This window comes from Nocardioides sp. cx-169 (genome assembly GCF_021083605.1).
GTDB lineage: Bacteria > Actinomycetota > Actinomycetes > Propionibacteriales > Nocardioidaceae > Nocardioides.
On sequence record NZ_JAJNRO010000005.1, the window covers coordinates 1 to 13,788 of the forward strand.

The following is a 13,788-nucleotide window of genomic DNA, read 5'->3' on the forward strand; positions in this document are numbered from 1 at the left end:
GGGTGTCGCCCCCGAGCGTGCGTGGCGCCCGGCCACCGGCACTTCGGGGGGGGGGCGGACCGTGAGGTCCGCCCCGACGTCGTTGGGATCGTTGCCGGTGGCTCAGTACGGGGTGAACCTCGTGGCGACACGCGCCAGGTCCACCTTGACGTCGAGCCGGGTCAGCTGGATCGAGAGACCGCTGACCTTGGCGCCCCAGCGGTTGGACTCCTCCTGCACCAGCACCCGGATGACGCCGCCGTCGAAGCGCACCGGCTTGTTCGGCTTCGGGAACACCTGCTTGCCGTCGACCAGGATGGCCCCGTAGGTGGTCCGGGTCTGGCGCTTCACGCGGTCGTCGGGGTCGCGGGACACCACGGAGACCTTGGACGAGAGGTCCTTGACGACCACGTCGAGCGTCCCGGGCACCTTGAGGCTGACCTGGCCGATGCTCGCGGAGGTGAAGCCCCGACCCGTCCTGCCCTTCTGGGCGCCGCGGTAGGCGTAGCGCAGGTCCTGGAGGGCGATGCCCAGCTGCTCGTGCACGACGCTGGCCGACTTGGTGCGGACGGTCATGGTCTTGCCGCGCGTGCCCTCGCACGGGATCGACTTCTGGGCGATGCCGCCGACGCGGACGGCGCCGTTGAGCGCCTCGACCTCCATCGCGGTCATGGTCGAGCGGAAGACGCCGGCCGGGACCGGACGACTGATCCGGCTGCGCGCCCGGCCCAGCTGCAGCCGTGTCTCGTCGAGCCCGTCGAGCTCGGGGTCGACGCTGATCTTCAGCGCGTAGGCCTGGGAGTTGGCGGCGAACGCGGTGGTGTAGCCGCGGCTCTCACCGAGCGCGATGGAGCCCAGACCCGGGATCGTCAGGGTCCCGACCGACGTCAGCACGTCGACCAGCGTGGCGACCGGCACGTTGACCACGTCGTAGACGTCGCTGGGATCGATGCCGAGCGCGTCGAAGAGCTGGTCGAGGCTGTCCGAGACCGGGCTGCCCTGCGGTAGGTCGATGCGCAGCCCCTGGTACTTGAACGAGGCGTCGTACGCGAACGCACCCCTGCCCTTGTCGGCCCTGCCGTTGAAGAACGAGTCCGCCACGGACTGCAGGCCTTGGATGCGGACCCGCGGCGTGGGGACGCCGGCCAGGGTGCCGCCCAGGGAGATGTCGCCGATGCTGTTGACCGCGCGCACGCCGTAGATGCCCTGGGCGGCCTTGCGGTAGGTGTTGCTGGTGCTCCGCGAGACGGCGATCTTGATGAGGTCGTTGTCGATCGGCAGCGAGCCGGCGGACTTCGAGACCCGCGACACGCCCACCTGGCGGGTGCACGGCATCTGCAGGTCGGCCTCGCGCAGGTTGCGCACCTCGACGTTGTTGACAAGCACCTTGGTGCCGAAGAGGTTCGCCTGGTAGCCGAAGCCGCTCACGGCAGGGCGGCGGGAGGCGGGCGGACGCTCGGCGGCCTGGGCCGTCGTGGGAGCGAGGCCGACGGCCGTCAGGCCGGCGGCGCAGGCGGCTGCGAGCGCGACCGTCCTGGCGATTGAGCTTCTCATCTACGTACTCCTCGGGGTGGCAGCGCGGAACCGACCGCGGCGGTGACTGACCAACGGGCGAGAGTGACGTTGGTTATACCCCGATCTAGACCGGACCCGGCCGCTGCTGGCTGCTCGACCAGCGGTGAGAAGTTCTGTGCCCCCGGCAGGATTCGAACCTGCGGCACCTGGTACCGGAAACCAGTGCTCTATCCCCTGAGCTACGGAGGCAACGCCTCGCATTGCGAGGCTGCGCGTCACCCTACAGCCGCGCACCACGAGACACGTACTCGGCCTCCCGGTCCCACGACCGATATCGATGTGAGGTGTGGAGGGCGGCGCCGATACCCTGGGAGGGTGACTCCCGAGCAGCTCTCCACCGCGATCGTCGACGTACTGACGACCCTGTCCGACGAAGGTGCCATCACCCTTCCGGACGGGGTCCCGACGACGGTGACCGTGGAGCGACCTCGACAGAAGGGGCACGGCGACTACGCCACCAACGTGGCGATGCAGCTGGGCAAGAAGGCCGGCATGAACCCGCGCGCGTTCGCCGAGCTCGTCGCCGAGCGGCTGCGCCGGGCCGACGGCATCGCCGCGGTCGACATCGCCGGCCCTGGCTTCCTCAACATCACCGTGGAGGCGGGGGCACAGGGCCAGGTGGCCCTGGACGTCCTCGCGGCGGGGGACGCCTACGGCCACAACGACGCGCTGGCGGGTCAGCGCATCAACGTCGAGTTCATCTCCGCCAACCCGACCGGTCCGCTGCACCTCGGCCACACCCGCTGGGCCGCCGTGGGCGACGCGCTCGCGCGGGTGCTGGCGGCCGCCGGCGCGACGGTCGACCGCGAGTTCTACATCAACGACCGCGGCACCCAGATGGACCTGTTCGGCGCCTCGATCGAGGCAGCGGCCCTCGGTCGGCCGATCCCGGAGGGCGGCTACCAGGGCGGCTACATCCGCGACCTGGCCGCGCGCCTGGTCGCCGCCGACCCCGGGCTCCTGGACCTGCCCGAGCCGGAGCGGCTCGTCGCGTTCCGCGAGGCCGGGTACGCCGCCCAGCTGGCCGAGCAGCAGGAGCAGCTGCGCACCTTCCGCACCGAGTTCGACACCTGGTTCTCCGAGCGGTCGCTGCACGACAGCGAGTCGGTGGCCGACACCCTGCTCTCGCTGCGCGAGAAGGGCCACGTCTTCGAGGCCGACGGTGCGGTCTGGATGCGCACCACGGACTACGGCGACGACAAGGACCGGGTGCTGATCCGCACCAACGGCGAGCTGACCTACTTCGCCAGCGACACGGCGTACTACCTGAACAAGCGCGCGCGGGGCTTCGACCTCTGCATCTACCTGCTCGGCGCCGACCACCACGGCTACGTCGGGCGGCTGCGCGCCATGGCCGCGTGCGCCGGGGACGACCCCGACCAGAACATCGAGGTCCTGATCGGCCAGCTGGTCAAGATCATGAAGAACGGCGAGGAGATGAAGCTCTCCAAGCGCGCCGGCACCATGGTCACCCTGGAGGAGCTCACCGACGAGATCGGCGTGGACCCGCTGCGCTACACCCTGGGCCGCTACCCGGCCGACTCGCCGCTGACCCTCGATGTCGCGCAGATGACCAAGCAGTCCAGCGACAACCCGGTCTTCTACGTCCAGTACGTGCATGCCCGGGTCTCCTCCATTCTGCGCAACGCCGCGGCCCTCGGCCTCGAGCCGGGCACCGAGATGGGCCTGCTGACGCACGAGAAGGAGGGGGAGCTGCTGCGCGCCCTCGCCGAGCTCCCTCGGGTCGTGGCCAGCGCCGCCGAGCTGCGCGAGCCGCACCGGGTGGCCCGCTATCTCGAGGACACCGCCGGCATCTACCACCGCTTCTACGACAACTGCCGGGTGCTCCCCATGGGTGACGAGGAGCCCAACGAGCTCCACCGCGCCCGGCTGGCCCTCGTGGCCGCCACCCGGGTGGTGTTCGCCAACGGCCTCGCGCTGCTCGGCGTCTCCGCTCCTGAGCGGATGTGACGGTGTGACCCACGAAGCCGGCTGGGCGCACGCGCCCGGCGCCATGAGGGGACCGTCGTGGCTGCGCGAGCCTGCCGACCCCAACGCGCTGGTGCCGCAGCTGTGGTCGAGCACCGCCCACAAGCGCGACGGCGACCTGGTGGTGGGCGGGGTGGCGCTCGCGGACCTGGCCGCCGAGTACAACACCCCGGCGTACGTCCTGGACGAGGAGGACTTCCGCGCCCGCGCCCGCGCCTTCCGCGACGCGTTCTCGGCCTACGACGTGTTCTACGCCGGCAAGGCGTTCTTGTGCACCACGGTCGCACAGTGGGTGGCGCAGGAGGGGCTGCACCTCGACGTGTGCTCCGCGGGCGAGCTGACCGTCGCGCTGCGCGCCGGCTTCGACCCGGCCCGCATCGGCTACCACGGCAACAACAAGACCTACCCCGAGCTGCGGCGCGCGGTCGCGGCCGGCGTCGGGCGGATCATCGTCGACAGCTTCGTGGAGATCGAGCGCCTGGCGCAGGTGACGGCCGATCTCGACGCCTCCGTCGGGGTCATGGTGCGGGTCACCGCGGGCGTCGAGGCGCACACCCACGAGTACATCGCCACTGCGCACGAGGACCAGAAGTTCGGCTTCTCGATCACCTCCGGCGACGCGCTCGAGGCCGTCCGGCGCGTACTGGCCGCCGGTGGGCTCGACCTGCTGGGGCTGCACTCGCACATCGGGAGCCAGATCTTTGACTCCTCGGGCTTCGAGGTGGCCGCCCGACGGGTGCTGGCCCTGCACGCGCAGGTGTCGAGCGAGCTCGGCGTGACCCTGCCGGAGATGGATCTCGGCGGCGGGTTCGGCATCGCCTACACGACGCAGGACGACCCCTCGGACCCCGCGCAGCTCGCGACCGAGATGTCCAGGATCGTCGAGCAGGAGTGCCGCGCGCTGGGGATCGCCGAGCCGCGGCTGTCGATCGAGCCCGGACGCGCGATCGTCGGGCCGGCGATGTGCACCCTCTACACCGTCGGCACGGTCAAGCCGGTCGCGCTCGACGGCGGGGCGGTGCGCACGTACGTATCCGTGGACGGCGGGATGAGCGACAACATCCGCACCGCGCTCTACGACGCCGACTACTCCTGCACCTTGGCCTCGCGCGCCTCGCAGGAGCCGCCGACCCTCACCCGGGTGGTGGGCAAGCACTGCGAGGCGGGCGACATCGTGGTGAAGGACGAGTTCCTACCCGCGGACGTCGCTGCCGGTGATCTACTGGCCGTCCCCGGCACCGGCGCCTACTGCCGGTCCATGGCGTCCAACTACAACCACGCCCTGCGCCCGCCCGTGATCGCAGTGCGGGACGGGGTCGCACGGGTGATCGTGCGCCGCGAGACTGAGGATGACCTGTTGGCAACGGACGTGGGTGCTTCATGAATGACAAGCCGCTGAAGGTGGCCGTGCTCGGCTGCGGATCGGTCGGCTCCCAGGTGGTGCGGCTGCTCCAGGAGCAGGCCGCGGACCTGACGGCCCGGGTCGGCACCCGCGTCGAGCTGGCCGGGGTCGCCGTACGCCGGATCGACGCGCCGCGCGACGTCGAGGTGCCCCGGGGGCTGCTCACCACCGACGCCGCCGGCCTGGTGGCGCGCGAGGACGTCGACCTCGTGGTCGAGGTCATCGGCGGCATCGAGCCCGCGCGCTCGCTGATCCTCTCCGCGCTGGACAACGGCGCCTCGGTCGTGACCGCCAACAAGGCGCTGCTGGCCGAGGACGGCCCCACCCTCTTCGAGGCGGCCGAGAAGGCCGGGCGTGACCTCTACTACGAAGCCGCCGTCGCCGGCGCCATCCCGATCCTCCGGCCGCTGCGCGAGTCATTGGCCGGTGACCGGGTGACCCGGGTGCTGGGCATCGTCAACGGCACCACCAACTTCATCCTCGACAAGATGGACTCCTCCGGCGCCGGTTTCGCCGAGGCGCTCGAGGAGGCCCAGGAGCTGGGGTACGCCGAGGCGGACCCCACCGCCGACGTCGAGGGGTTCGACGCCGCGGCCAAGGCCGCGATCCTCGCTTCGCTCGCGTTCCACTCCCGGGTGACCGCCTCCGACGTCCACCGCGAGGGCATCTCCGAGGTGACGGCCGCCGACGTGCAGTCCGCCCGCGAGATGAACAGTGTGGTCAAGCTGCTGGCGATCTGCGAGCTGCGCGACGAGGCCGTGGCGGTCCGCGTCCACCCGGCCATGATCCCGCGCTCGCACCCGCTCGCGTCGGTGCGCGAGGCCTACAACGCCGTCTTCGTCGAGTCCGACGCCGCCGGTCAGCTGATGTTCTACGGGCCCGGCGCGGGCGGCTCCCCGACCGCGTCGGCCGTCCTGGGCGACCTGGTGACCGTGGCCCGCAACCACCTGGCGGGCGCCCGCGGCGTCGGCGAGTCGGCGTACGCCGACCGGGCGGTGCTGCCGATGGGGGAGACCCGCACCCGCTACCACGTCGCCATCGACGTCGACGACCGCGCCGGCGTGCTCGCCGCGGTGGCGCTGGCGTTCGCCGAGCACGACGTGTCGATCCAGACCGTGCGCCAGGAGGGCCGGGGCGACGACGCCCAGCTGGTCGTGGTCTCTCACGAGGCCTCCGACGCTCAGCTCAGCGCCACCGTCGAGCACCTGCGCGGGATGGAGATCGTCCGCGAGGTCACATCCGTCATGCGCGTCGAAGGGACCTCCGAGTGAACGCCGAGCTGGCCACGGCCCCCACCCACCAGTGGCGCGGCGTGATCGAGGAGTACCGGGCACTGCTCGAGATCCCCGAGGGCATCGCGGCGGTGACCTTGCGCGAGGGAGGCACCCCGCTGGTGCTCTCGGAGTGGCTCTCCGACCTCACCGGGGCTCGCGTCTGGCTCAAGGTCGAGGGCAGCAACCCCACCGGCTCCTTCAAGGACCGCGGCATGACGGCGGCGATCTCGGTGGCCAAGGCCGACGGCGCGCAGGCCGTCGTCTGCGCGTCCACCGGCAACACCTCGGCCTCGATGGCCGCCTACGCGGCCAAGGCCGGGCTCAAGCCGCTGGTGCTCGTCCCGGAAGGCAAGATCGCGGCCGGGAAGATGGCGCAGGCCATCGTGTGCGGCGCGCAGGTGATCATGGTCCGCGGCAACTTCGACCACTGCCTCGCCCTGGCCCGCCAGCTCGCGTGGGAGTACCCCGTCGCGCTGGTCAACTCGGTCAACCCGGCCCGTCTCGAGGGGCAGAAGACCGCGGCCTTCGAGATCTGCGACTTCCTCGGCGACGCACCCGACCACCACCTGCTGCCCGTCGGCAACGCCGGCAACATCGCGGCCTACTGGCTCGGCTACACGCAGTACCACCGCCTGGGCCTCGCCACGAGGACCCCGGTGATGCGCGGCTTCCAGGCCGAGGGCGCGGCGCCGCTGGTCACCGGTGAGCCGTTCCCGGACCCGGAGACCAAGGCGACGGCCATCCGGATCGGCAACCCGGCCTCGTGGAAGCTGGCCGAGGCGGCACGCAACGAGTCCGGCGGGCGGTTCGCCTCGGTCTCCGACGACCAGATCCTCGCCGCCCAGCGGGAGCTCGCCTCGCGCGACGGCGTCTTCGTGGAGCCGGCCTCCGCGGCCGGCGTCGCCGGCCTTCTTCAGGACCTGGCCCAGGGGGAGTCCTACGCCGGCACCACGGTCGCGATCACGGTGACCGGCCACGGGCTCAAGGACACCGCGACCGCGCTCGAGGGCTTCACCGGCAGCGGTCAGAGCATCGTGGACGTCGTCATCGACGCCGACGTGCGCGCCGCGGCGCGCGCCGCCGGCCTGGCCTGATGGTGGCCTTCGTCGCGGGCCCCGTGCGGGTCTCGGTGCCGGCGACCTCGGCCAACCTCGGCCCGGGCTTCGACTCGCTCGGACTGGCCCTCGACCTGCGCGACCGGCTGGAGGGCGAGATCCTCGCCGAAGGCCTGGTCGTCGAGGTCCAGGGGGCCGGCAGCGGCGACGTCGCTCGCGACGAGTCGCACCTGGTGGTGCGCTCCATGCGCGCCGCGTTCGAGGCGTTGGGCGAACAGCCCGCGGGCCTGCGCCTGTCCTGCACCAATGCGATCCCGCACGGGCGAGGGCTCGGCTCCTCGTCCGCGGCGATCGTGGGTGGCCTGGCGCTGGCTCGCGCGCTGGTGGTCGACGGTGACCGGCTGCTCGACGACGACGCGCTGTTCTGCCTGGCCGCCCGGATCGAGGGCCACCCCGACAACGTCGCGCCGGCCGTCCACGGCGGCTTCGTCATCTCCGGCCAGGAGGAGGGTGAGTTCTACGCGGTCGGCTCACCGGTCGACCCGGCCGTCGCCGTGGTGGTCTTCGTGCCGCCGACCCCGGTCTCGACCGAGGTCGCCCGCGGCCTGCTGCCGGCCCAGGTGCCGCACGCCGACGCCGCGGCCGACGCGGGTCGCACGGCGCTGCTGGTCGCCGCCCTGGCCGGCCGCACCGACCAGCTCTGGCGCGCGACGCGCGACTACCTGCACCAGGACTACCGCCGCCCGGCGATGCCGCAGTCGCTGGCCCTGGTCGACGCCCTACGGGCCGACGGCGTCCCCGCCCTCGTCTCCGGTGCCGGCCCGACGGTGCTCGCGCTCCGCGCCGGCGACGCCTCCCCGGACGCCGCCACCCTGCTCGCGCGGGCGCCCGAGGGATGGGTGGCGCTCGCGCTCCCCGTCGACCACGACGGCGTCCGGGTCGACTGACAGATCCTCCCGAGCAGGCGGCCGCTGCAGTGATACATTGGCGCTGCGCCAGTGACCACTGACCGACGGTCGGTCGAACCCTGAGCGCAACCACCCTCCCTCTGGATCGTGCGGAGCATCCGCACATCGCAAGCTCTTTCGTCTCTGTGCGGAAGATGCCGAGGTCGGGCACCGACCCAGAAGCCGACGGCCAGACACCAGACGGCACTGATACGTGGGAAGGACCTCACGTGACCGAAACCCCTGACGGCGCCACCCTCACCGGTGCCGCTGCGCCCGCGCCTGCCGCCAAGAAGCGCGGTGGCGGGCTCAACTCCCTGCTGCTCGCGGACCTGAAGTCCATGGCCGCCGGCATGGGCATCCCGGGCACCGGGAGCATGAAGAAGGCGCAGCTGGTGGAGGCCATCAAGGCCGCCCAGTCCGCAGGCGCCCCGGCCGCCGCGCGCCAGGTCGAGCGGCCCCGCCAGGAGAAGCGCGAGCAGAAGTCGCGCGACGAGCGGCCCGAGCCGAAGCTCGATGGCGAGCCGGCTCGCGAGGTGGAGTCGAGGCGCGACGCCGAGCCGCCGGCGAGGGAGCGCCGCGCCGAGGACCGCGACGGTGGCCGCGACAGGGGCCGCGAGGGTGCCAGTGAGGGTGGTGAGCGCAACGAGCGGACCCGCCAGCGCCAGACCCGCGAGCAGGCCCCCGAGCTGAGCCGGGACCAGAGCCGAGACGGGCGCAACCGCGATGCCCAGGGCGGGGGCCAGGGCACCCAGCAGAGCCGCGAGCCGCGCGACCAGGCCAATCGCGACCAGGCCAATCGCGACCAGGCCGGCCGCGACCAGGCCAGCCGCGACCAGGAGGAGGGCGGCGGCCGCAGTCGGCGCCGCCGGGGGCGCGAGCGGGCGAACCGTCCGGGTGGCCAGGGCAACCAAGGCAGCCAGCGCAGCGAGCCGGACACGACGATCCTCGAGGACGACGTGCTGGTGCCGGCGGCCGGCATCCTGGACGTGTTGGACAACTACGCATTCGTCCGCACCAGCGGCTACCTGCCCGGCCCCGAGGACGTCTACGTCTCGCTGTCCATGGTGCGCAAGTTCGGCCTGCGCCGCGGTGACGCCATCGTGGGTGAGGTACGCCAGCCCCGCGAGGGCGAGAGCAAGGCGAAGTTCAACCCGATGGTGCGCATCGAGAGCGTCAACGGCGCCGACCCGGAGACCGCCAAGCACCGCGTCGACTTCCAGAAGCTGACCCCGCTCTACGCCTCCGAGCGCCTTCGTCTCGAGACCGAGCCCGGCAACCTGATCGGCCGCGTGATCGACATCGCGGCCCCGATCGGGAAGGGCCAGCGGGGCCTGATCGTGTCGCCGTCCAAGGCCGGCAAGACGATGGTCATGCAGTCGATCGCCAACTCGATCACCACCAACAACCCCGAGTGCCACCTGATGGTGGTCCTGGTCGACGAGCGCCCCGAGGAGGTCACCGACTTCGAGCGCTCGGTCAAGGGCGAGGTCATCTCGTCGACCTTCGATCGTCCGGCCTCCGACCACACGATGGTCGCCGAGCTGGCGATCGAGCGCGCCAAGCGCCTGGTGGAGCTGGGCCACGACGTCGTGGTGCTCCTGGACGGCATCACCCGGCTCGGCCGCGCCTACAACCTGGCGGCTCCCGCCAGCGGCCGGATCCTCTCCGGTGGCGTCGACTCCGCTGCGCTGTACCCGCCCAAGAAGTTCTTCGGCGCTGCCCGCAACATCGAGAACGGCGGCTCGCTCACGATCCTGGCCACGGCCCTGATCGAGAGCGGCTCGAAGATGGACGAGGTGATCTTCGAGGAGTTCAAGGGCACCGGCAACATGGAGATCCGGCTGCGCCGCGACTTCGCCGACAAACGCATCTTCCCCGCGATCGATGCCGTGCAGTCCGGCACCCGCCGCGAGGAGCTCCTGATGAGCAAGGAGGAGCTCGCGATCATCTGGAAGCTCCGCCGGGTGCTGTCCGGTCTGGACGGCCAGCAGGCCCTGGAGCTTCTGCTCGAGCGCCTCAAGAAGACCCAGACCAACCTGGAGTTCCTCATGCAGGTACAGAAGACCACACCCACCGCGAGTTCCAAGGACGACTGAGTGGTGACACCGCTAGTCTGACGCCGCACTTCTTCACCGATCGAGAGGGACGACGTGGCACGGATCGTGGTGGCCGACGACGACGTGGACATCCGCGAGCTCGTCGAGTTCAAGCTCTCGACCCTGGGCCACGACGTCGTCGCCGTCGGCGACGGCGCCGCGGCGTTCGCGGCCTGCCAGGAGCAGCGCCCGCAACTGGCCGTGCTCGACGTGATGATGCCCGGCACGTCGGGGCTCGACGCGGTCCGGCTGATCCGCGCCGACCCGTCCCTCATCGGCCTCCCGGTGATCCTGCTGACCGCCCGCGCGCAGGAGTCCGATGTCGAGACCGGCTTCGACTCCGGCGCCGACGACTACATCACCAAGCCGTTCAGCCCGCGCGAGCTGGCCTCCCGCGTCGAGGCACTGCTCGCCCGCGCTGCCGGGAGCTGACCCGCACCTGACCAGCGCCGACGGGGAATTAGGCACCCGGTGGCGACGTTCTCTATCCTGTTCGACGGTTCCGGTTCACGTGCCCGCACGAGGTGGGGACGACCCGGCGGCCCTCCCAGAGATGGGAACAGAGAGGACACCATGAAGAAGGACATCCACCCGGACTACGTGACGACCCAGGTGACCTGCACCTGCGGCGCCGAGTTCACCACGCGATCGACGATGACGAGCGGCTCGATCAAGTCCGACGTCTGCTCGCAGTGCCACCCGTTCTACACCGGCAAGCAGAAGATCCTCGACACCGGCGGCCGCGTCGCCCGCTTCGAGGCCCGCTACGCCAAGAAGGCTCCGGCCGACAGCAAGTAGCTTCGCCCACAGCGCCGACCCACTGCCTCCATGCAGCGGGTCGGCGCTCGTGATTTCACCGTCCCCAGCCATCCGCAGGAGTCCGCATGTTCGAGGCCGTCGAGGGCTACCTCGCCGAGCACCGTGAGCTCGAGTCGCGCCTGGGTGCGCCCGAGACGCATGCCGACGCCCGGCTCGCCAAGCAGCTCAACCAGCGCTACGCCGTGCTGAGCTCGATCATCGCCGCCTGGCAGGACTGGCAGCGCTTCGACGGCGACATCGAGGCGGCGCGCCAGCTGGCGGCGGAGGACCCGACGTTCGCCGAGGAGGTCGACGCGCTGGTCGCCGAGCAGGCGACGGCGGCGGAGCGGCTGCGCTACCTGCTCATCCCGCGCGACCCCGCGGACGACAAGGACACCCTGCTGGAGATCAAGTCCGGCGAGGGCGGCGAGGAGTCGGCCCTGTTCGCCGGCGACCTGGTGCGGATGTACACCAGGTACGCCGAGGCGCGCGGCTGGAAGGTCGAGATGATCGACGCCACCGAGTCCGACCTCGGCGGGTTCAAGTCCGCCACGCTCGCCGTCAAGGCGAAGGGCACCCCGGCGCCGGGGGAGGGGCCATTCGCGCAGCTCAAGTTCGAGGGCGGGGTGCATCGTGTGCAGCGGGTGCCGGTGACCGAGTCGCAGGGCCGGGTGCACACCAGTGCCGCGGGCGTCCTGGTGCTGCCGGAGGCCGAGCAGATCGACGTCACCATCGACGAGAACGACCTGCGCATCGACGTCTACCGCAGCAGCGGCCCGGGCGGGCAGAGCGTCAACACCACCGACTCCGCGGTGCGCATCACCCACGTGCCAACCGGGATTGTGGCCAGCTGTCAGAACGAGAAGAGCCAGCTGCAGAACAAGGAGCAGGCGATGCGCATCCTGCGCGCCCGCCTGCTCGCGGCCGCGCAGGAGGAGGCCGACGCCGAGGCGAGCGAGGCCCGGCGCAGCCAGATCCGCACCGTCGACCGCTCCGAGCGGATCCGCACCTACAACTTCCCGGAGAACCGGATCTCCGACCACCGCACCGGCTACAAGGCCTACAACCTCGACAGCGTGCTCGACGGCGACCTGCAACCGGTGCTCGACTCGTGCATCCAGGCCGACCTGGACGCCCGGCTCGCGGCGCTCGAGTCCTGATGGCCGACCGCCGGCGACTGCTGGCCGGCGCGGCGGAGCGGCTGCGGGCCGCCGGCGTGGCCAGTCCCGAGCACGACGCCGCCGCGCTGCTCGCCCACGTCCTCGGCACGACCCGCGGCCGCCTGGTGCTGGTCGACGAGGTCGACGACGCCGTCGTCGGTCGCTACGACGAGCTGCTGGAGCGCCGGGCGTCCCGGGAGCCGCTGCAGCATCTCACCGGGACGGCAGCCTTTCGCCACGTCGAGCTGCAGGTCGGCCCCGGCGTCTTCGTCCCGCGCCCCGAGACCGAGCTGCTCGCCGGCTGGGCCGTGGCCGAGGCGGGCGCGCTCCCGGACCCGGTCGTCGTCGACCTCGGCACCGGCTCGGGTGCGATCGCGAAGGCGGTCGCCGACGAGGTGCCGGCCGCCCGGGTGCACGCCGTCGAGCTCGACGAGGGCGCGCACGCGTGGGCCGCCCGCAACCTGGCCGGGACCGGCGTCGACCTGCGCCAGGGCGACCTCGGCACCGCCTTCGACGACCTGCTCGGGACCGTCGATGTGGTCGTCTCCAACCCGCCCTACATCCCGCTCGAGGCGTGGGAGTCGGTGGCGGTGGAGGCCCGCGACCACGACCCCCACCTCGCCCTGTTCTCCGGCGAGGACGGGCTGGACGCGATCCGGGTGGTCGAGCGAAGGGCGGCGGTGCTGCTGCGGCCCGGTGGCGTCGTGGGGGTCGAGCACGCGGACGTGCAGGGCGAGTCGGCCCCGGCCGTCTTCGCGGCGGCCGGACCCTGGACCGACGTGCGCGACCATCGCGATCTGGCCGGCCGGGCGCGCTTCCTGACGGCCCGACTGGCACGATGAGGCCGTGAGCACCCGCTATCCGACCGGCACCCCGGAGGAGCTGGAGGCCGCCGTCGCGGCAGCCAGCATGGCGATCCAGCGCGGCCGGCTGGTGGTCCTGCCCACCGACACGGTGTACGGCGTGGCGGCTGACGCCTTCGACGCCGACGCCGTCGCCACCCTGCTCGCCGCGAAGGGCCGCGGCCGGGAGATGCCACCGCCGGTGCTGGTGAGCGCCGCCACGACCCTCGACGCCCTTGCGGTACGGGTGCCCGGCTACGCGCGGGCGCTGGTCGAGGAGCTCTGGCCGGGGCCGCTCACCCTGGTCTGCCACATGCAGTCGTCACTGCAGTGGGACCTCGGCGACACCCGCGGCACGGTCGCGGTCCGGATGCCTGACCACCCGGTCGCCCTGGAGCTCCTCGAGCGCACCGGCCCGCTCGCCGTCAGTTCGGCCAACCGCACCGGGATGCCGGCCGCCACCGACGCCGACCAGGCTGAGGAGATGCTCGGTGATCGCGTCGAGGTGCTCGTGGACGCGGGGGAGTCCCCGGGTGGCGAGGCCTCCACGATCCTCGACGTCACCGGCAGCCAGGGCCGGGTCCTGCGCCACGGCGCCCTCTCCCTCGAGCGGCTCAACGAGGTTCTCGAGCCGCTCGGGGCCACTGTGACCGACGAGGGCTGAGCGC

12 protein-coding genes and 1 tRNA gene are annotated in these 13,788 nt (G+C 71.9%); 11 read left to right on the top strand and 2 right to left on the bottom strand.

Features of this window, described 5'->3' with window-relative positions:
- Window positions 1-102: 102 nt before the first annotated feature.
- Window positions 103-1,533 carry a choice-of-anchor P family protein gene (locus LRP67_RS09900; protein ID WP_231270023.1) on the bottom strand — a complete coding sequence of 477 codons (1,431 nt, stop codon included), beginning with the start codon at window positions 1,531-1,533 and terminating at the stop codon, window positions 103-105.
- A 137-nt stretch (window positions 1,534-1,670) separates the two neighbouring features.
- Window positions 1,671-1,743, bottom strand: a tRNA-Arg gene (locus LRP67_RS09905).
- Window positions 1,744-1,869: 126 nt separating this feature from the next.
- Between LRP67_RS09905 and argS the strand changes: the two genes are divergently transcribed.
- From argS to LRP67_RS09960, 11 genes are all read left to right on the top strand, one after another.
- The gene (argS, locus tag LRP67_RS09910) at window positions 1,870-3,525 is read left to right on the top strand and encodes an arginine--tRNA ligase (protein WP_231270024.1); all 1,656 of its coding nucleotides are present in this window, start codon (window positions 1,870-1,872) and stop codon (window positions 3,523-3,525) included.
- A 43-nt stretch (window positions 3,526-3,568) separates the two neighbouring features.
- Entirely contained in the window at window positions 3,569-4,927 is a 1,359-nt protein-coding gene (gene lysA, locus LRP67_RS09915; RefSeq protein WP_231270204.1) for a diaminopimelate decarboxylase, read from the top strand.
- A complete protein-coding gene (locus tag LRP67_RS09920) occupies window positions 4,924-6,216 on the top strand; it encodes a homoserine dehydrogenase (protein WP_231270025.1) in 1,293 nt (430 codons plus the stop codon). The genes lysA and LRP67_RS09920 overlap by 4 nt, the downstream gene beginning before the upstream one ends.
- Window positions 6,213-7,313 (top strand): threonine synthase, encoded by a 1,101-nt coding sequence (thrC, locus tag LRP67_RS09925; protein ID WP_308189727.1) that lies wholly within the window; start codon window positions 6,213-6,215, stop codon window positions 7,311-7,313. Before LRP67_RS09920 ends, thrC begins: the two co-directional genes overlap by 4 nt.
- Window positions 7,313-8,221, top strand: coding sequence for a homoserine kinase (gene thrB / locus LRP67_RS09930; protein WP_231270026.1), 909 nt, complete (start codon window positions 7,313-7,315; stop codon window positions 8,219-8,221). Before thrC ends, thrB begins: the two co-directional genes overlap by 1 nt.
- 230 nt (window positions 8,222-8,451) lie before the next feature.
- A complete protein-coding gene (rho, locus tag LRP67_RS09935; protein ID WP_231270027.1) occupies window positions 8,452-10,320 on the top strand; it encodes a transcription termination factor Rho in 1,869 nt (622 codons plus the stop codon).
- A gap of 54 nt (window positions 10,321-10,374) precedes the next feature.
- Window positions 10,375-10,752, top strand: coding sequence for a response regulator transcription factor (locus LRP67_RS09940; protein ID WP_231270028.1), 378 nt, complete (start codon window positions 10,375-10,377; stop codon window positions 10,750-10,752).
- Window positions 10,753-10,893: 141 nt separating this feature from the next.
- Window positions 10,894-11,118, top strand: coding sequence for a 50S ribosomal protein L31 (rpmE, locus tag LRP67_RS09945; protein WP_231243905.1), 225 nt, complete (start codon window positions 10,894-10,896; stop codon window positions 11,116-11,118).
- Between the two features lie 86 nt (window positions 11,119-11,204).
- A complete protein-coding gene (gene prfA, locus LRP67_RS09950; RefSeq protein WP_231270029.1) occupies window positions 11,205-12,278 on the top strand; it encodes a peptide chain release factor 1 in 1,074 nt (357 codons plus the stop codon).
- A complete protein-coding gene (gene prmC, locus LRP67_RS09955) occupies window positions 12,278-13,120 on the top strand; it encodes a peptide chain release factor N(5)-glutamine methyltransferase (protein WP_231270030.1) in 843 nt (280 codons plus the stop codon). The genes prfA and prmC overlap by 1 nt, the downstream gene beginning before the upstream one ends.
- Window positions 13,121-13,124: 4 nt before the next feature.
- Window positions 13,125-13,784, top strand: coding sequence for an L-threonylcarbamoyladenylate synthase (locus tag LRP67_RS09960; protein WP_231270031.1), 660 nt, complete (start codon window positions 13,125-13,127; stop codon window positions 13,782-13,784).
- Window positions 13,785-13,788 lie beyond the last annotated feature (4 nt).